Origin of the sequence: Lactobacillus johnsonii, assembly GCF_013487865.1 — a bacterium.
GTDB lineage: Bacteria > Bacillota > Bacilli > Lactobacillales > Lactobacillaceae > Lactobacillus > Lactobacillus johnsonii_A.
Genome location: NZ_CP047409.1, coordinates 1729614 through 1748145, shown reverse-complemented (window position 1 = coordinate 1748145; position 18532 = coordinate 1729614). Strand labels below are relative to the sequence as shown.

Below are 18532 nucleotides of genomic sequence, written 5' to 3'. Positions count from 1 at the left end.
TTTATGAGAGTTACAAAATTAGTAATTGGAATTTTAATGATTGTCTATTCAGTTTGGCTATTTATTCAGGGACTACTAGGTGGATTCTTGGGGATAATTGCTGAGAAAAACATGGTAGCAGGAATTATTGGAGTTCTCCTTTGCGGTCTGTTTATGGCTAGCGGTATTGTTTATGTTTCAACTGAAAATAGTGATGGGCTAGGCGGTGATATTGCTGGCTTAGCGATGATTGTTGCTGGAATTCTAGGAATTATTGGCGGCTTTTATGCTGGTTTAATTTGGACCGGAATTTTAGCATTAGTAATTGGAATTGGATTCTTTGTTTGGCATTTAAAGACAAGATAAGAAAAGATCGGATTAGCTTAAATAGTTAATCCGATTTTTTAGGTCGAAATATTTCATCTATGGGAATTAAGTTTGTACAATTGAGTTGATAAGACCTATTATTTTGTGATGGAAAGAAGAATTATTATGAAATTTATGTCTTGGAATGTAAATGGTTTACGGTCTGCTTTACGTCATGGCTTTGTTAATACGTTTACTGATTTAGATGCAGATATTTTTGGAATACAAGATACCCGTGTTGAACCAAATGAAGTAAAAATTGATTTACCAGGATACTATCAATATTGGAATTATGCTGAAAGAAAAGGCTATGCCGGCACTGCAGTATTTACAAAAGAAAAACCAATTACTGTGGCTAATGGCTTCGGTGTTCCAGAAGTTGATGGTGAAGGAAGAAGCATTACTTTAGAGTTTTCAAACTTTTACTTTATTAATGTTCAAGTACCATTTTCAGGAGAAAAGCTTCAAAGATTAGACTTCAGAGAATTATGGGCACAGACTTTTAGAAATTACGTTACTAAATTAATGCAATACAAGCCAGTAATTATTGGCGGAGATATGAGTGTTGCTCATGAGAGAATTGATTTAGCTGAACCAGATGATAACCACCACCGTCCAGGATTTACTGGTATTGAAAGAAAAGAATTTTCTGAATTGTTAAATGCTGGTTTTATTGATACTTTCCGTTACTTCCACCCAGATGAAGCTAAGTATACTTATTGGAGCTATCGTGATAAGGAAGCTCGGGCAGAAAATCTTGGCTGGAGACTCGATTACTTCCTAGTATCGAATAATTTGGAAGATAAATTAACTAATGCTAAAATCTTAAATAATATTATGGGCTCAGATCACTGTCCAATTGAACTAGATGTAGATATTACTACTAGATAAAATAAAAGAACATAAAAATGTACTCAAGAAAATGGAAACTTGAGTACATTTTTTGTTTATAGAGGGATTAAAGTTATTTAGTAGTTACGGAGTAGACTTCATTATGTGCCTCAACTAATTGTCCACTTGTAACGATATCTTCGACTTGTTCAACTCTTTCACTACTATTAGTAATAAGAGTCATAACTGTTGGATCTTTTTTAGCAGTTTCAATTTGTTTTAGATCCATTTCAATTAACTGTGTCTCTGGAGTTACTTGATCGTCTTCGTTTACCTTTAAGGTAAATGGCTTACCTTCTAGTTCAACAGTGTCTATTCCAAGATGAAGCATAACTTCTAAACCAGAGTCGGTTTTAAGACCTACAGCATGTTTTGTTTTAAAAATGGATACGACTGTAGCGTTAACCGGACTATAAATTTTTCCATTTTCCGGTTTAATTGCAAATCCTTCACCCATCATCTTTTGTGAAAATACTTCGTCATTAACTTGAGATATATCTTCAAAAGTTCCCTTGACAGGTGCCTTGAAAATAATCTCTTCTGACTTATGCACAGAATTTGATTGAGGATTAGAAACTTTATCCACTTGTGGATTATTTACGGGCTGCATATCTGTATGGGCGAGAATGTCATTAATTTCTTGACTATATAGATCGGCTTTTCCACCAAAAATAGCTTGAACACCACCGGCAACTTTTAATACTCCAGGAGCGCCCAACATTTTAAATACGTCATCATTAACTAAACTATTATCCTTTAAAGAAACTCTCAATCTGGTTGCACAAGCTGAGACAGTTTCAATATTTTCTAAACCGCCAAGAGCAGTGATAATCTCACAAGATTCGTTGTATAGTTTGTCATCAGTCTTGGGGCTGTCTGACATAATTTTTTCAGCATCTTGATTTTCTTCTACAACCATTCCTGGAATACCAACATGGAATTTTTTAATACAAAAAGTAAAAATAAAGAAGTAAAGGAAGAACCAGATAACTCCCATAATTAAGACATTCGGCCAATTAGTTTTATCTTTTCCTTGTAAGACACCAAAGAGAAGATAGTCAATTAAACCACCAGAGAATGAATTTCCGATTCTAATATTCATGATATCAGCAACATAAAATGAACATCCATCGAGAAAAGCATGGATAACATATAACCAAGGTGCTACGAATAAGAAAGTATATTCAATTGGTTCAGTAATACCAGTTAAAAATGAGGTTAAACCACCTGAAAGATATAGACCACCGTTAGTCTTCCGGTTTCTCTTAGGTAAGCAAAGGTACATTGCTAAAGCGGCCCCTGGAAGACCAAACATCATAGTTGCAAAACGACCAGCAAAAAATCTAGTACCGTAAGTAAACAAACCATGGTGATTAGGATCAGCTAATTGAGCAAAGAAAATATTTTGAGCACCAACAACAGTTTTACCAGCTACATCTGCAGTTCCACCTAGGGCTGTGTACCAAAACATTGGATAAATTGTGTGATGTAGACCAACTGCTCCAGTTAAGCGAAGCAAGAAGCCATATAGAAAACTTCCCAAACTTCCCATTTTAGCTATTGCATAACCTGCACTAGTTAAACCGCTTTGAATTGGTGGCCAAATAATGAAGAAGATAGCACCAATAACAATCGCAGCTAAAGATGAAATAATAGGAATAAATCTTGAACCACCAAAAAAGCCTAAGAATTGTGGTAATTCTACCTTGCGATAATGATTATGTAGGTAGGCAACAACTGAGCCAATCACAATTGCACCTAATACTCCTGTATCAATAGTGTTTTTAGGTGAAAATAGTTGGAGTAGTCCTGAGATTGTGGCTGTATATACTAGATAGGCAACGCCACCTGCTAAGCCAGCTGTTCCTTTATCCCCTTTTGCTAAGCCAACTGCTAAACCAATTGAGAAAATAAGAGCTAAGTTATTAAAAACAGCACTTCCTGCAAAATTCATTATCTTTAGAATTGTTTGAAGCCATTCTTGATTAAGCCAAGGATAAGAGGTGACAGCAGCTTTATTGGTTAAGGCTCCGCCTAGCCCTAGGAGAAGGCCGGCTACCGGTAAAATGGCTATTGGAAGCATAAAGGCTTGCCCCAGTTGTGAGAAGGCTTGGCCAATATGAGAAAATTTCTTAGACATGATTACGCCTCGTTTCGTTACGCTCGGTTAATTTTCAAAAACTGAAGTAAAAGTTTTAGCAATTTGTAATGGGCGAGTGATTGCTCCTCCGACTACAATTCCTGCTGGGTTGATGTCAATAACTTGCTTTAATTGTTCTGGAGTATGGATTTTCCCTTCAGCAATTACTGGAAGACCTGCATCAACTAGAGCTTTAATTAAATCAAAGTTTGGGTGATCAGTTTTAGGACTTTCTTCAGTGTAGCCAGAAAGCGTAGTACCAACAAAATCAACGCCTGCCTCATAAGCATTTTTTGCTTCCTCAAAATTTGAAGTGTCAGCCATTAAAAGTTGATTTGGATACTTAGTTTTTATTTCTTTAATGAATTCATTTACTGTCTTACCATCATGTCTTGGACGCAAAGTTGCATCAATTGCAATTACTTCTACGCCAGTTTCAACTAATTCATCTACTTCTTTCATAGTTGGAGTAATATAGGGCTTTTCTGGTGGATAGTCCCGTTTGATAATTCCAATCATTGGAAGATCAACGATTTTTTTAATTTGTTTAATATCTCTAACGGAATTTGCTCTTAAGCCTGTTGCGCCTGCTTCTTGGGCCGCTTTAGCCATTAGGGGCATAATTCCGCCTTCTTCTGTATACAATGGTTCGCCTGGCAAAGCTTGACATGAAATAATTAAGCCACCATGGATTTTGTTAATAAATTCTTCTTTATTCATTTGTAAATATACTCCAAATAAATATTATTTTGGAGTTTTCCTCCCGAAGAAATAATATAATGAATTTTATTTTTATGCAAGCGTTTTCTTATAAAAGCATGATATAGTTATAATCAGGATGTGAGACAATGGAATTTATACAGCGATACAATCAAAATAAAGACAAGCTAACTAAGTCAGAAAATAAATTGGCTAACTATATTGCGAGTCATACTGAACATGTGATTTATGACACGATTAAGTCGCTAGGGACTGCAACTAATACTGGAGATGCCACAATTGTTAGACTTTGTAAAAAATTAGGCTATTCAGGTTTCTCGGATCTAAAAATAGCTTTAGCACAAGATTCAATGATGACTACCTCAAAAAGTCATGAGGAAGCTCAAACATCTTCAGAGTTAAGTAGTAAAGTTTTAATTTCTTCAATTGAAAAAACAGAAGAATTGATTAATCCTGCTGTTTTAAAACAAGCAGTTAGTTTATTAGCTAAAGCACGCCGAATCCATATTTTTGGTTTGGGTCACTCAAGCGAATCAGCTAGAGACTATGAAAGAACCTGGCTTAGAATTGGTTTGATTGCCAATGCGGAGTCTGATCCGCATATTCAAGTTCAAGTTGCGACCTTATTAAGTAAAGATGACCTAGTAGTTGGCTTATCACTTTCTGGTCATACTAAAGACACTTATGATTCACTCAAAGTTGCTAAAGAATACGGCGCTAAAATTATTGCTATTACTAACGATCTTACGTCACCGATTGCTCAATTAGGGGATGTAAGCTTGCAGACGTCCGTTAGTGAATTTATGAATATTGGTACCGTAGCTGGTCAGGTATCACAATTATATTTATGCGATGTTTTAGCGCGAGAATATGAAAAGCTTAATAAAGTTGATGTAGATAAAATTAAGGAGCAGGCACTTGCAGCAGTTATGAAAAAATCTATTTAGCATAAAAAGTTAAATTCTGACAATAAAAATAGCCAAACTACTCAAGATAGAGTAATTTGGCTGTTTTTATATTTAAAATGTGTTAGCTATTTGATTACAGAAAAGTAGAAAGCATAAAGTTAATTATGCCTTTATGCTTATGTAAGTGTTAAACTTATATTTTTATTGTACAAGGTCTTTGCTATTAAGTCTAAAAATATACTTGCTAAAGTTCTATTAATATAATGTGCTAATCTGTGACTGATTCTAATGCTCGGCTTTGTTGACGAGCTTTAACAGATCGCTTGATTAGCTTCATTAATTCAACTTGTAAGATTGAGAATAGAGAAAGAATGATGACTACTAGCCATTGTCTTGATGTCAAGTTAGTCAAATGAAAGAGAGATTGTAAGTTAGGAGTAAATAGAATAACTCCCATTAAAACTGCTGAAACGATAAAGGATACAATTAACCAAATATTAATTTTGTTTCCTCTAATCCAAATCGGATCAGTATTAGAATGTTGATTAAATGCGCGGAGCATTTGAGATAAAGCTAGAACACAGAAGGCCATTGTTTGACCAGCAATCGGATTATCAAAAGTGTCTCCAATCCAGTAAGCTAATAGTGTCATTAAGGCAACAAAGATTCCTTGGCCGATAACACGCCAGACTAGATCTCTTTCAAATAAGGTTCCAGTCTTCACTGGTTTATGCTTCATAATATTTTTACTTGCGGGGTCTACTCCTAAAGCTAGAGCAGGTAAGCTGGCGGTAGCTAAATTGACCCAAAGAATATGAACAGCAAGTAGTGGCGCGTCCCAATTAAAGAGGGTAGCAATAAATAAAGTAGTAATTTCTGCAATATTACCGACTAGTAAAAATTGAATTACTTTCTGAATATTGCGGTAAACCTTTCGTCCTTCTTTAATGGCGGCAGTAATAGTTGTAAAACTATCGTTAAGTAAAATCATGTCTGAAACATCTTTAGCGACGTCAGTACCAGTAACACCCATAGCAACTCCGATGTCAGCTGCTTTTAAAGCGGGTGAGTCATTAACTCCGTCACCGGTCATAGCTACTACTTCTTCATTTCGCTTTAAGCTTTGAATAATTCTTAACTTATCATTAGGTGAAACACGAGCAAAAACTGTGGTTGACTTAACTGCTTGATCTAATTCACTATCTGTCATTTCGTTTAGTTCAGTACCAGAAATAACAGTATTTCCATTAGCATAAATACCTAAGTTTTTAGCAATAGCAACCGCAGTATTTTTATGGTCACCAGTAATCATAATAGTTTTAATGCCTGCTTCGCGAGCCATTTTGATTGATGCTTTAACTTCATCTCTAGCTGGGTCAATCATCCCAACAGCTCCTAAGAAAACTAAATGTTGTTCACTATCTTCATTTTCTTGCGGTAAATTCAAAATGGTTCGGCTGGCAAAACCTAAAACTCTCAAGGCTTGGTCAGACATCTTATGTGATAAGGCTAAAATGTTTTCTTTATCGGTCTTAGTTAATTTTTGCATTCCATTGCTTGTAGCAATGTAGTCACAGAGTGGTAGTAATTCGTCCAGTGCTCCTTTAGTATAGGCAACATATTCATTGTTTATTTCATGAATTGTAGACATACGTTTTCTAATTGAATCAAAAGGATATTCGCCAAGTCTTGGATATTCTTTTCTTAAGCTAGAAACGGAATATCCAAAATCTTGTGCTAGTGGAATTAAGGCCCCTTCTGTAGGGTCACCAATAATTTCTTCTGGACTAGCAGGACTAAGAGAAGCATCATTACAAAGACTAGCAGCATACATTAAGTCTTTATAAGCATTATTGTTTTTTACTGCTTTTTGAGCTTTTAAGATCTTTTTGTTAAGGAAATCATCTCCGTTAGCTAAATGAGTTACTGTCATTTTGTTTAACGTTAGAGTTCCTGTTTTGTCAGAACAAATAACTGTTGCGTTTCCAAGTGTTTCAACTGCTGGTAGATTTTTGATTAAGGCATGTTCCTTAGCCATTCGCTGTACTCCAAGTGCCATAATGATGGTTGCAGTTGCTGGAAGTCCTTCTGGAATAATTGAAATAGCTAAAGAAATTGCTACTAAAAATTGTGGTAGAAGAGGACGTCCATAAAAAGCGCCGATGGCAAAAATTAAAACACAAATGATTAAACCAATAATTGTTAGAATTTTACCCACAGCGTTAAGTTTCCGCTTCAGTGGAGTATCACTAGTATCATCGTCTTCTAGCATTCCAGCAATTTGACCAATTTCTGTATTCATCCCAGTTTTAGTTACAATTCCACTTCCTCGACCATAAGTAACAATTGAAGAAGTGTAGGCTATATTTTTTCTATCGCCTAAGGGACAATCAGGAGAAAGAACAGCAGCTGCATTCTTTTCACTGGCAATTGACTCTCCGGTTAAAGAAGCTTCAGCAATTTTCAAGTTATTGGATTGAGTTAAACGTAGATCCGCTGGCACCATATCACCGTTGGTTAAGATAACTAGATCGCCGACTACTAATTCACTAGCTGAAACAATTTTTTCAGATCCATTTCTAATTACTGTTGCAGTTGGAGCACTCATTGTTTTTAGAGCGGCAAGAGAAGCTTGGGCTTTCTTTTCTTGGATAATACCAATAATAGAGTTGATTATCACAATGAAGACAATTACACCAGCTTCTACCCATTCATTTAAAAGGGCTGAAAAAGTAGCTGCCCCTAATAAAATTAAAATCATTGGATCAAAGATTTGCTCTTTGAGCATGTTTAAAATTGACTTGGGAGGCTTTTCATTTAGAATATTATGCCCATATTTTTTTAACCGTCTGTCAACTTCTGGCTCGCTTAAACCAGCTGAGCTTGTTTCTAGATTTGAAAATAACTCGTCTTTTGTTTGAGAATACGCGGGAGGTTGTTTCTGACTATCCATAAAGGATATACCATTCCTTTCTTATTATTAAAAATGAATAATTTTAATTTGTATAGCTTTATGAAATATTGCTATTTATACATTTAAAGCTAATTATATTTATGAAATATAGTATAAAATAACTGACAGTTTAAGTCTAAAAATATGCTTATAATAATATACCTTTGCTATAGTTAAGAGAGAAATGAGGGAAGGAACATGAAGCAACTTGATCAATCATTTATTATTGGAATTTTTGGCTTAATTGGTCTGTTTATTGGCTTATTCGTCAAAAATATTATGGTTTGGACTTTTGTTGGAATTGCAGTTGGTTACGTGATAACATTTTGGATTCCATATTTTAAAAAGCAAAGTCAATTAAAAAAGAAAAATATGAAATAAGAGCGACTCTCAGCATTGAGTCGCTCTTATTGTTCTTGATATAATTTTTTAACATCTTGGACATCACTTGGTTGAATTGTGTAGAAAGATCCTTGTGGATACATAACTGAAATCCCGTCTTTATGACCTAATCCTATTGCATGCCCTAATTCATGTTCAACTGTATTCACAATCCGGCCATTATTGTAGCCGTAGCTTGGATTTAAAAGATAATATGAATTTAAACGAACCGTAGCCTTAAGTAAGTGTCCAGTTAAAGAGTTGTATTGAGTATCAGTTAATCCAGCCGCATTCGTTTCACCATCATTCATTGACTTAATAATGATTTTGGCATTATTTTTATCGTTTATGATTTTAAAATTAAAGGCACCTGTATTATTCCAAACATTAATTCCATCAAGTGCAGCTTGTTTTAGAGTTGGATCGGAAAGATCGATGTAGACAGTAGCTGTATTAGAGTCAAAAGTATGGCCTTTAGAACTGTCTGCATTTTTATCATCATTTTGGATTTTTTCAGGTGAAATAAATTGCTGTACTTTTGCAGTTAGATAGGGGAGGGGATTTCTAGTTCCAAATGTTTTTTCAATTTCTGGAGCTGCTTTTTGATAGGCGAACTCAAGCCCTACAAAAAGGAGGGCTAGAACTAGAATTGTTTTAAAAAATCGTTTCACTTTCTCATCTCGCAATGTAATTTTATTTAATTATAAAACTAATTATTTAAGAAAAGACTAAATAACAGTTGAGACTTTCTGAAAATTATAAATTCTTTTAGAAAGCGTATACATATGATAAAATAATATGCAACGTTTTTACTAATGCTAGAAATAGGTGACGTAATTTTGGTAAAAGAAACTGAACAACAAAAAGAACAAAAGCATTTAGATGATGTTCTTGGTTTAATTAAAAAGAAAGAAAAAGAGCTTGATCATTCAATCGAACATGCACAAAATGAAGCTCAAAATATCAACTCACATTTTTTTGATGATGTGAAATTAGATTATGATGGCTACTCCACTTCAATGGATACTGCACTTTCTATTCACCAGCAACAACAAATGTTAGCTGAAAGACAAAATGCCTGGCAACATTCAGCTAAGCAATTATCGACCTTGCAGCGTTTAGAAAAGAAGCCGTATTTTGCAAGAGTTGATTTTCAAGAACCTAATGAAGAGCCAGAAACTATTTATATTGGATTAGGGTCTTTTGCAGATAAAGAAGATCATTTTTTAATCTATGATTGGCGTGCCCCAATATCATCTATTTACTATGATGGAAAATTAGGAAAAGTATCATATAATGCACCAGATGGTGTGCAAACTGTTGATATGACTAAGAAACGTCAATTTTTAATTAAAGATGGCAAGATTACTAATATGTTTGATACCAATGAATCCATTGGGGATCAAATGCTCCTAAATGTCTTGAATGAAAAATCATCTACACAGATGAAGTCAATTGTGACTACCATTCAACGTGAGCAAAATAAAATTATTAGAAATACTAGTGCTGATCTTTTATTTGTTCAAGGAGCTGCTGGTTCGGGTAAGACTTCTGCCATTATGCAGCGTGTGGCCTACTTACTATATCGCTACCGTGGTAATTTGACTTCTAGCGATGTTATTATGTTCAGCCCAAATCAATTATTTAATGATTATGTTAAAAATGTTCTTCCGGAAATGGGAGAACAGAATATGGTTCAAATGACTTACTGGCAGTTTGTTTCGCGCCGTGTTCCAGGAATGAACGTTGAAAACTTATTTGAGCAATTCGAAGATAATGAGCAAAACGATAAGATTGTTAACTTGAAGAATTCATTGCAATTCTTTAATGCAGTAACTCGCTATGCTAAACATCTTGAAAAGAATGGTTTGATTTTTAAGAACATTTACTTTAAGAGTAAGGAAAAGCCATTTTTTGATAAGGAAAAGATCAAGGAAATTTACTACGGCTTTAATGAAAACTACCATCTGAGAAATAGAATTGAAGCTACAAAAGAAGCTTTGATTAATAGCTTGAATCGCAGAATTGAACCAGAAACTAAGAAGGCATGGGTTGATAAAACTATTGAATCTTTGGATCAAGAACAATTAAATAAGCTGTATGATCGCCCTGATCAAGAATTTGAATCTAGTGAAAAAGAAGAGCACTTTTTAGCTCGTAAGATTGTAATTAATCAATTAAAGCAAGTTAGTCGCAAGATTCGTCAGAATCGCTTTTTAAATATTCGTGCACAATACTTACGTTTTTTGCGTACCGTTCCTAAGATAATTGACTTAAGTAAATGGGATATTACTCAAGAAGAGTGGGAAGCTCATATTGAAAATGTTAAAGAGCGGTTTAAAGCTGGAAAGATCAAGATGGCCGACATCTCACCTTACCTTTACCTCTATGATCTAGTAACTGGACGTAGAACAGATTATGAAATGCGCTATGCCTTTATTGATGAAATCCAGGATTACACTCCCTTCCAATTAGCATATCTTAAGTACAATTTCCCTAGAGCTAAGTTCACGATGTTAGGTGACTTGAATCAAGCTATTTTTACTAAAGATGAAAGTAAAACACTTTTGAGTCAGATTTCTAAATTATTTGATCCAGAGAAGACTGATGTTGTTCAATTAACGAAGTCGTACCGCTCAACTAAGGAAATAACTAACTTCACTAAGCAAATCTTGCGTCAAGGTGAAAAGATTGAAGCTTTTGATAGACGTGGCCCAAAGCCAGCCTTTTACAAGCACGATAGTATTGAAAAAGAATACAGTGCCTTGCAAGATATATTGGTAGAAAACGATGAACAAAAGCTAACAACGGCAATTATTACTAAGACATTGGCTGAAGCTCAAGAAGTTGCTAAAGTATTAAAAAAAAGAAAGATTAAGGCAACTTTGATTGGGTCGGCAAATCAGCGTTTAGTGCCTGGTACTTTAGTAATGCCATCCTATCTTGCTAAAGGACTAGAATTTGATGCAGTAGTTGCTTGGGGTGTTTCAAAAGAGAACTATCATCAATTAGATGAAACTCAATTGCTTTACACCATTGCTTCACGTGCAATGTATAAATTAGATTTGATTTATACAGGTGAGAAGAGTCCTTTGTTTGATAATTTAGATGAAAAAACTTACGTAAATAAGTAAAAATAAAATCCCTCTTAGATCTTGGTAAGAGGGATTTTTTATTATTCAAGTAAGCAGATAAGGATTTAAAGTTAATTCTATTTAATTTGCAGTATCATTTAGCATATAAATTAAATAGACTTCATTCTTTTGCAAAAACTAACACATAAATTAAATCTATTTAATTCTTATGCATTTTGACAGACTTAATGCATAATAGTTAAAATACTTAGCATGAAAAGATTAAATAGAGCTAGAAAATATCGGCGTAGAAGAAGAATTCTGTATACAGTTATATTGTTAATTACTGCTGGAGTAATCGCCTTAGGATTTAATTTTAAAAGATTTCAAAATGAATATGATTGGCTTACTTTAAAACCAGAACAGAAGTTAAATGTTCCCTTAGTAAACCAATTACCAGACTTACCAAATGGTTGTGAGGTTACCTCACTTGCGATGTTGTTGAAATACTATGATATTAATGTAAGTAAATTAGAGTTGTCATCGAATATCAAGCATGTATCGTCTTTTGTTGGCAATAATTATCGAGGAAATCCACACGTTGGATTTGTTGGTTACATGAGTATCAAGAATGCAGGCTGGTGTGTGTATAATGAACCCCTATATAATGTGGCTAGAAAATACACAAAGCGAATTCGCAATTATACAGGTAATGATTTTGTTCAGGTATTGAAGTTGGTTTCTAAAGGACATCCTGTAGTAATCATTACAACTTTGAAGTTTGATCGGGTAAATGATATGCAGACCTGGTCTACCAAGCAAGGAAAAGTTCATGTAACGCCGTCATCTCATGCTTGTGTGATTACAGGTTACAACAGGAAAAAAGGGATTGTGTATGTAAATGATCCTTATGGCGTTAAAAATAAAAAGGTAAGCTTAAAGAAGATAGAGGCAAGTTATAATCAGCAAGGTAAACAAGCGCTTTATATTGAATAGAGCAGTAAAAAAGCATCCCGTTATTGGGATGCTTTTTTATGATATAGCAGCTGTTTCTTTCTCTTTGACTAATTCAGCAAGCTTTTCAGTTAGTAATTTATTGCCTTCTTGATTTAAATGGATGCCGTCTTTCTGAAGTAAATCATTGGGATGACCTGTCTCACACATTACTTTTGCCAAATTTAAGAATGGAATATTGTTTTCAATGTGACATTGCTCGGCTACTAGTTCAAATTGTAATGTTTTTGGCCATGCTTGATCTTTGGCGATTTTCCAATTAGTATAGGAAGGTCCCATTAAAATTATTTTATCAGCACCAATTAAATCTACTAGAACTTGCAAGTTATGTGCGTAACGGCCAGCGCTTAAGCCAAATTGCATATTTGCGTCATTGGTACCTAAGGCAAGTATAACTAAGTCGTAATTGAAAGGTTTAATCCTTAAATCATAAAAATCAATTACCTCCTCAGTTGTACTTCCAGGTACAGAATTATTAATAATTGTAAAATTAGGTAATTTTTCTTGCAGTCCTTGAGTTACAATATTAGTTGCGTGTCCATCAATATACCCTGCAAGTAGGGAATCACCAAAAAGAATTAATTTTTTCATAGATATCTTCTTTTCTTTCTCTCAATATATATGATAGGCTGAACAATGTAAAAATACTAGGAACAAGGCAGAAGGAAGGCGGGCTTTTTATGCAAGAGCAATTTTTACACTTGACACCTGATAAGTGGCAGGCATTAATTCCTCCAAGTGATGAATTTAGTGCAGAAATTTTTATGATGAAGAATCTTCAATACATCATGAGTCAAAAAAATGCTGTTTATCATACTCAACAAACATTTTATAAAGAACAGTGGCAAAAGATTCCCTTTATAATTGGAGTAACAGGATCTGTTGCTGTTGGTAAATCCACCTTTGCCAAGAAAATAACTCGGTTATTTGAACGCCTTGAACCGGATAAAAAAATTGCTCAAGTTTCTACTGACGGCTTTTTAATGTCTAATGCAGAACTTAAAGCTAAAAACTTAATGGATCAAAAAGGCTTCCCAGTATCATTTAATTGGGATGCCTTTTCTACTTTTCTGTCAAGTGTTAAAGCTGGTAAAGAAAGAGTACCATATCGACTATACTCACAGGAAATTTCTGATCTGGTTCCTAACGAAGTTGGTTCAGTTGAACAACCCGATGTCTTAGTAGTAGAAGGAATAAATTTACTAGAAGTTCCTCCTAATGGCCAAGCACCGCCAAGTGATTTCTTAGATTATGTGATTTATCTCGATGCTAGTGAAGAAGACTTAGAAAGATGGTATCTTGATCGCTATCATTTAATGTTAGAAATTAATCGCAATAATCCAGACAATTATTTTTATCAATGGGCTCATGTACCACGTGAACAAGCAGATATTTTTGCTAAAAAAGTTTGGCGAGATGTTAATTTAAAGAACTTACACGAGTATATTGAACCAACTAAAAAACGAGCAGACATGATTATTAAAAAGTACGGTAATCATGAAATTAGTGATATGTATATTAAGAAATTTTAGAGGTATTTGTTAATGCAAGCAATTGAATTAAAAAAAGGTATGATTTTTAATCAAGATGGTAAGTTGATTGAAGTATTAAAGAGTAATCACCACAAACCTGGTAAAGGTAATACAGTTATGCAAATGGATTTGCGTGATGTTATGAGTGGTGCAGTTGTGCATAAAACAATGCGTCCAAGTGAAAAAGTAGACTTAGTTAATGTTTCCTTGAAAAAGGCACAATATCTTTACGATGACGATAGCAACTTTATTTTTATGGATACAGATACTTACGAACAATACTTAATTCCTAAAGAACATTTAGCTTCAGAAGCTAAATTCTTGATGCCAAATATTGAAGTAGACCTTAAGTTTACTGATGAAGGTAAATTAATCGGAATTAACTTACCATCCACTGTAAAGATGACAGTTAAAGAGACTCAACCAGAAATCAAGGGTGCTACTGCTGCTGGTGGTGGTAAGCCTGCAACAATGGATACTGGCTTAGTTGTAACTGTACCAGATTTTATTAAGGAAGGCGAAGAATTAATTATTGGAACTGAAAACGGTGATTATAAAGGCCGTGCAGATAGTATTACTAGATAGTAGAGAAGGAACTGTGTAAAAGCAGTCCTTTGGCTCTTTTGCAAATCCTGTTGATGGATAATTTTAAGAAGGAATTAAGCAGCACTTCAAGCTGTTTGATTCCTTTTCTTTTATAATATTTTCTTCGAGTCTAATTCTAATTAATAAATGTTTGAAATTTCTATAGCCATAAGCAGTACGTTCAATTTGTTTAATCTTGCGGTTAACTCCTTCAAGACAACCATTAGAATAAGTTGAGGTAATACCGTTTAGGACACCAGAATAATTACATTTAAAAGTTAATAGAGTTTGATGCATTTGTTTACCAACACTTTGTTTTGAATGAAGTAGATGGATAACTTTCTTTTCATCGTTATCCTGAATAGCAGTCATAAAGTCCTGCATAACCCAATAAGTATTTTCTAAGGTTTGGTCACAATATAAACCATCTAAGACAACATGTTCCTGAGTGAGAGAGTCTTTAAAGTGCCAATCGTAGTAGGGAGTAGTCTTATTAAGTTTGTCATATTTCATGAGATAAAGCTTCCAAGGAGACTTTAAAAGCTTATATTCATGGCTTTGCTTTTTAAATTGCTTCATGATTTGAACTCTGAAAATATTAAACGATCTAGTAAGCATTTGAACCATATGAAAACGGTCAATAATTATCTGAGCATTTGGAAATAATTCTCTAGCAACTAAAGGATAATAACAATTAAGATCCATAGTTACTGTTTTAACCATTGCACGAGCTTTAGGAGTGAACTTGTAAAAATAGCGTAGAATATCAGGTTTGAAACGAGTTCTAAGAATTTGAACAACTTTGTGAGTATCACCATCTAGACAAATAAAGTGAAGCTTTTTGCCTACACCTTTGAATTCATCAAAAGCTAAGTGTTCAGGGAGATGATCAAAGTCATCATAGAACTTAGAAGAGCAGGCTTCTAATACTCTTTGAACCGTGTTGACAGATACATTATGTTTTCTAGCAATACTAGTCATTGAACGATCTTCAGTAAGAGCAGAAAGTATTTTTCGCTTAGAAGTGTTAGAGATATAGCAGCCTTTATTAATAAGGTTAGATTGAGCCATAGATCTTTTTAAACAGTCATTGCAGAGAACACGTTGTTTTCTTAATCCGATAGTAACGAGCTTACTAGCATCAGCAGTAATGAAATGAACGTTAGAAACGTAATGACCATTATGCTTAAGATGAGTAGAACTACAATAAGGACAAGTAGGCTGGATCAGCTCAGCTAAATATATTTTGTAAATCTTACCGTTAATATTTTCATTTGAATAATCAGAAAAAATAATGTTTTTATCTTCAACATCAAGAGTAAATTTAATATAATCATTTAAAGAGGACATAGTTTGAATCTCCATACACTTAATTGAATTGGTCGAAGAAGGATTTTAAGTAAGAGAGGACTATGGCCTCTTTTTTTACGTAAAAAAATCCTGTCGATAGAATATCATAGATATTCATCAACAGGAAAAATTATACAGCCTTCTTTTTTTGTTGCATAAAAATAAATATTTTTATTTAAATACTTATTGACACAATCATATGTAAGCGCTATTATAGCCCTTGCAAATAAGCGGATTACTGATGCGATCAGGTCTGAGCTACTGCAAATAAAGATGATATACTTAGATAGGTATATTCTAGTTTGTGGTAGCTTTTTTCTATATATAAAGAAGACATTAAAATGTTTGCAGAAATGGGATTTAAGACTTTCCGTCTTTCAATTGCATGGACTAGAATTTTTCCAAATGGTGATGATAAAGAACCAAACCAAAAGGGATTAGATTTTTATAGACGTGTCTTTGAAGAATGTAAAAAGTATGGCATTGAACATCTTGTAACTATTTCTCACTATGAAGATCCACTTCATTTAAGTGAAAAGTATAATGACTGGCAAGACCGCGGAATGATTGATTGTTACGTAAGATATGCCACTACTTTATTTAAAGAATATAAAGGACTAGTTATACTGGTTGACCTTTAACGAAATTAATACTGCCGTTATGTTCTTAGATATGTTTGGCGGCAATGGAACCGATGAAGATTATCAACATGCATATCAAAAATTACACTATCAATTTGTTGTTTCTGCCCGTTCAGTTAAGGCGGCTCATGAGATTGATCCAAACTATGTAATCGGAAATATGATTTGTGGTATTGTTGATTATCCTCTTACACCAGATCCAAAGGATATTTTGCTTAATTTCCATTCTTGGGAGAAGAATATTTTCTACTGCGGCGATGTGCAATGCAAGGGTAAATATCCAACATTTGCTAAGAGATTGTGGGATGAGTACAATGTTCATCTTGATATCACTGATCAAGATAAGAAAGACTTACTTGAAGGAAAAGTAGATATGTATACTTTTTCTTACTACATGTCTAATGTTGTTACAACTCATGAAGTAAAGGATAAAGTAGGTGGCAACTTTGCTGCTGGAGCCAAGAACCCATATTTGAAGTATTCTGAATGGGGCTGGGCAACTGATCCAGATGGCTTACAATACTATCTTGAATTAATGTATGACCGTTATGATATTCCAATGATGGTTGTTGAAAATGGTCTTGGTGCAGTCGATGAAATTAGTGAAGATGGTAAAATTCATGATGAATATAGAATTGATTATCTAAGAATGCACATTGAGGCAATGGAGCGCGCAATTGATGATGGTGTAGATCTTATCGGTTATACTACTTGGGGATGTATTGACTTAGTATCTGCTGGCACGGGACAGATGAGTAAGCGTTATGGGTTTATCTATGTAGATCGTGACGATAACGGTAAAGGCACTTTAGAAAGAAGGCCGAAGGATTCATTCTATTGGTATAAGAAAGTTATTGAATCAAATGGAAAAGATTTAGATTAGTTGAATATAAAAATACTGCTCGATTTTTCGGACAGTATTTTTTATGAAGCGAGAAATAAGTAACAAAGGAAGTATGTTATGATGATTTAGATCAATTTTAATTTGTGAGGAAAAGTTGGATGGATAAACAGTCAAAAAGTAGGCTATGGACAATTTTAGCTGCTTTAGCAGCAGTAATGTGGGGAATATCTGGATTATTTGCCGAATCTTTATTTAAAGTGAGTAGTAAGATTACACCGATTTGGTTAACACAAATCCGATTAATTATCTCTGGGATTGTTTTATTAATTATTGCGACAGTCTTACATCAAAAGCCATTTTCAGTTTTAAAAGATAAGAAAAATACTCTTCATATTATTGCTTATGGGGTTTTTGGCTTGTTACCAGTACAAGTCTTTTACTTTATTGCAATTGAGATGGCAAATGCATCAATTGCTACGATTTTGCAGTTTATTGGACCATTTTTCGTCCTAACATATTTGGCTGTCACTCATCAACAAGTATTAAGAAAATTGGATGTATTAGCTGCTATCCTAGCTTTTATTGGCGTATTCTTATTATCAACTCATGGTAATTTTAATCAACTAGCAATTACTCCACTGGCTCTATTTTTTGGATTGCTATCGGCATTAGGAGAAGCAAGCTATACTTTAATCCCAGTTAAACTTGTTAAAAGAGTATCAAGTTTGGTTGTAACAGGCTGGGGTATGCTATTTGCGGGAATTGGACTGATGCTTGTATATCCGCAGTTCACATCAATTCCAAATACACCTAGAGTATGGCTGGACGTAGGTGCAATAATTATCATTGGAACGATTATTCCATTTCAAATTATGGCTAACGCTCTACGCTATGTGAAACCATCGACTGTAAGTTTATTAGATGCCTTTGAACCTTTGTCCGCTACAGTGGGTTCAGTTTTGATTTTCAGTTTAGTGATGTCTGGGATGGATTGGCTGGGAACCTTATTAGTAATTGGTTCAGTATTGGCTTTAAATTTTACTCCTAAAAGAAATATTAAAAAGAAATCTTAATTAAGAAAAAATATATGAAAAAACTGCTATACTTTCTGCTTTAAAAAGGAAAATATAGCAGTTTTTTTATTTGCTTGACTT

General features: G+C 34.1%; 15 protein-coding genes and 1 pseudogene. 10 read left to right on the top strand and 6 right to left on the bottom strand.

Annotated elements, in window-relative coordinates:
- Nucleotides 1-3: 3 nt before the first annotated feature.
- Both GTO82_RS08550 and GTO82_RS08545 read left to right on the top strand, forming a co-directional pair.
- On the top strand, nucleotides 4-345 hold the full coding sequence (locus tag GTO82_RS08550) for a hypothetical protein (RefSeq protein ID WP_180873196.1): 342 nt from the start codon (nucleotides 4-6) through the stop codon (nucleotides 343-345).
- A gap of 126 nt (nucleotides 346-471) precedes the next feature.
- Nucleotides 472-1236, top strand: a complete 765-nt coding sequence (locus GTO82_RS08545) for an exodeoxyribonuclease III (RefSeq protein WP_180873195.1) — start codon at nucleotides 472-474, stop codon at nucleotides 1234-1236.
- Nucleotides 1237-1309: 73 nt separating this feature from the next.
- Here GTO82_RS08545 and GTO82_RS08540 read toward each other — a convergent pair whose 3' ends face one another.
- A complete protein-coding gene (locus GTO82_RS08540) occupies nucleotides 1310-3376 on the bottom strand; it encodes a PTS transporter subunit IIABC (RefSeq protein WP_180873194.1) in 2067 nt (688 codons plus the stop codon).
- Between the two features lie 27 nt (nucleotides 3377-3403).
- Nucleotides 3404-4096 carry an N-acetylmannosamine-6-phosphate 2-epimerase gene (locus tag GTO82_RS08535; RefSeq protein ID WP_180873193.1) on the bottom strand — a complete coding sequence of 231 codons (693 nt, stop codon included), beginning with the start codon at nucleotides 4094-4096 and terminating at the stop codon, nucleotides 3404-3406.
- Nucleotides 4097-4224: 128 nt separating this feature from the next.
- Here GTO82_RS08535 and GTO82_RS08530 point away from each other — a divergent pair, with 128 nt between their 5' ends.
- Nucleotides 4225-5043: a MurR/RpiR family transcriptional regulator gene (locus GTO82_RS08530; RefSeq protein ID WP_180873192.1), complete on the top strand. Its 819-nt coding sequence runs from the start codon at nucleotides 4225-4227 to the stop codon at nucleotides 5041-5043.
- A 229-nt stretch (nucleotides 5044-5272) separates the two neighbouring features.
- Here the strand turns inward: GTO82_RS08530 and GTO82_RS08525 are convergent, their stop codons facing one another.
- The gene (locus GTO82_RS08525) at nucleotides 5273-7957 is read right to left on the bottom strand and encodes a cation-translocating P-type ATPase (protein ID WP_180873191.1); all 2685 of its coding nucleotides are present in this window, start codon (nucleotides 7955-7957) and stop codon (nucleotides 5273-5275) included.
- Nucleotides 7958-8155: 198 nt separating this feature from the next.
- Here GTO82_RS08525 and GTO82_RS08520 point away from each other — a divergent pair, with 198 nt between their 5' ends.
- On the top strand, nucleotides 8156-8338 hold the full coding sequence (locus GTO82_RS08520; RefSeq protein ID WP_044496717.1) for a hypothetical protein: 183 nt from the start codon (nucleotides 8156-8158) through the stop codon (nucleotides 8336-8338).
- A gap of 26 nt (nucleotides 8339-8364) precedes the next feature.
- On the opposite strand, the gene GTO82_RS08515 is transcribed toward GTO82_RS08520, so the two are convergent.
- Nucleotides 8365-9009, bottom strand: coding sequence for a matrixin family metalloprotease (locus GTO82_RS08515; RefSeq protein WP_180873190.1), 645 nt, complete (start codon nucleotides 9007-9009; stop codon nucleotides 8365-8367).
- Nucleotides 9010-9153: 144 nt separating this feature from the next.
- On the opposite strand from GTO82_RS08515, the gene helD reads away from it, so the two are divergent.
- Complete coding sequence (gene helD, locus GTO82_RS08510; protein WP_283241819.1) at nucleotides 9154-11472, top strand: RNA polymerase recycling motor HelD; 2319 nt, start codon at nucleotides 9154-9156, stop codon at nucleotides 11470-11472.
- Nucleotides 11473-11685: 213 nt separating this feature from the next.
- Nucleotides 11686-12408, top strand: coding sequence for a C39 family peptidase (locus GTO82_RS08505; RefSeq protein ID WP_180873189.1), 723 nt, complete (start codon nucleotides 11686-11688; stop codon nucleotides 12406-12408).
- 36 nt (nucleotides 12409-12444) lie between these two features.
- On the opposite strand, the gene GTO82_RS08500 is transcribed toward GTO82_RS08505, so the two are convergent.
- Nucleotides 12445-13017, bottom strand: coding sequence for an SGNH/GDSL hydrolase family protein (locus GTO82_RS08500; protein WP_180873188.1), 573 nt, complete (start codon nucleotides 13015-13017; stop codon nucleotides 12445-12447).
- Nucleotides 13018-13106: 89 nt separating this feature from the next.
- Between GTO82_RS08500 and coaA the strand changes: the two genes are divergently transcribed.
- Both coaA and efp read left to right on the top strand, forming a co-directional pair.
- Nucleotides 13107-13958: a type I pantothenate kinase gene (coaA, locus tag GTO82_RS08495; protein ID WP_004897971.1), complete on the top strand. Its 852-nt coding sequence runs from the start codon at nucleotides 13107-13109 to the stop codon at nucleotides 13956-13958.
- 12 nt (nucleotides 13959-13970) lie between these two features.
- Complete coding sequence (gene efp, locus GTO82_RS08490; protein ID WP_180873187.1) at nucleotides 13971-14543, top strand: elongation factor P; 573 nt, start codon at nucleotides 13971-13973, stop codon at nucleotides 14541-14543.
- Nucleotides 14544-14606: 63 nt separating this feature from the next.
- Here the strand turns inward: efp and GTO82_RS08485 are convergent, their stop codons facing one another.
- The gene (locus GTO82_RS08485; RefSeq protein ID WP_180873186.1) at nucleotides 14607-15893 is read right to left on the bottom strand and encodes an ISL3 family transposase; all 1287 of its coding nucleotides are present in this window, start codon (nucleotides 15891-15893) and stop codon (nucleotides 14607-14609) included.
- A 341-nt stretch (nucleotides 15894-16234) separates the two neighbouring features.
- Here GTO82_RS08485 and GTO82_RS08480 point away from each other — a divergent pair.
- Both GTO82_RS08480 and GTO82_RS08475 read left to right on the top strand, forming a co-directional pair.
- Nucleotides 16235-17417 (top strand): annotated as a pseudogene (locus GTO82_RS08480) (glycoside hydrolase family 1 protein).
- Between the two features lie 119 nt (nucleotides 17418-17536).
- Nucleotides 17537-18451 (top strand): EamA family transporter, encoded by a 915-nt coding sequence (locus tag GTO82_RS08475; RefSeq protein ID WP_180873185.1) that lies wholly within the window; start codon nucleotides 17537-17539, stop codon nucleotides 18449-18451.
- Nucleotides 18452-18532: the final 81 nt, after the last annotated feature.

Bases quoted from the DNA above. Each gene is read 5' to 3' on its own strand.
- GTO82_RS08550 (WP_180873196.1), top strand. From the start codon at position 4: ATGAGAGTTACAAAATTAGTAATTGGAATTTTAATGATTGTCTATTCA.
- GTO82_RS08545 (WP_180873195.1), top strand. From the start codon at position 472: ATGAAATTTATGTCTTGGAATGTAAATGGTTTACGGTCTGCTTTACGT.
- GTO82_RS08540 (WP_180873194.1), bottom strand. From the start codon at position 3,376: ATGTCTAAGAAATTTTCTCATATTGGCCAAGCCTTCTCACAACTGGGG.
- GTO82_RS08535 (WP_180873193.1), bottom strand. From the start codon at position 4,096: ATGAATAAAGAAGAATTTATTAACAAAATCCATGGTGGCTTAATTATT.
- GTO82_RS08530 (WP_180873192.1), top strand. From the start codon at position 4,225: ATGGAATTTATACAGCGATACAATCAAAATAAAGACAAGCTAACTAAG.
- GTO82_RS08525 (WP_180873191.1), bottom strand. From the start codon at position 7,957: ATGGATAGTCAGAAACAACCTCCCGCGTATTCTCAAACAAAAGACGAG.
- GTO82_RS08520 (WP_044496717.1), top strand. From the start codon at position 8,156: ATGAAGCAACTTGATCAATCATTTATTATTGGAATTTTTGGCTTAATT.
- helD (WP_283241819.1), top strand. From the start codon at position 9,154: ATGCTAGAAATAGGTGACGTAATTTTGGTAAAAGAAACTGAACAACAA.
- GTO82_RS08505 (WP_180873189.1), top strand. From the start codon at position 11,686: ATGAAAAGATTAAATAGAGCTAGAAAATATCGGCGTAGAAGAAGAATT.
- GTO82_RS08500 (WP_180873188.1), bottom strand. From the start codon at position 13,017: ATGAAAAAATTAATTCTTTTTGGTGATTCCCTACTTGCAGGGTATATT.
- coaA (WP_004897971.1), top strand. From the start codon at position 13,107: ATGCAAGAGCAATTTTTACACTTGACACCTGATAAGTGGCAGGCATTA.
- efp (WP_180873187.1), top strand. From the start codon at position 13,971: ATGCAAGCAATTGAATTAAAAAAAGGTATGATTTTTAATCAAGATGGT.
- GTO82_RS08485 (WP_180873186.1), bottom strand. From the start codon at position 15,893: ATGTCCTCTTTAAATGATTATATTAAATTTACTCTTGATGTTGAAGAT.
- GTO82_RS08475 (WP_180873185.1), top strand. From the start codon at position 17,537: ATGGATAAACAGTCAAAAAGTAGGCTATGGACAATTTTAGCTGCTTTA.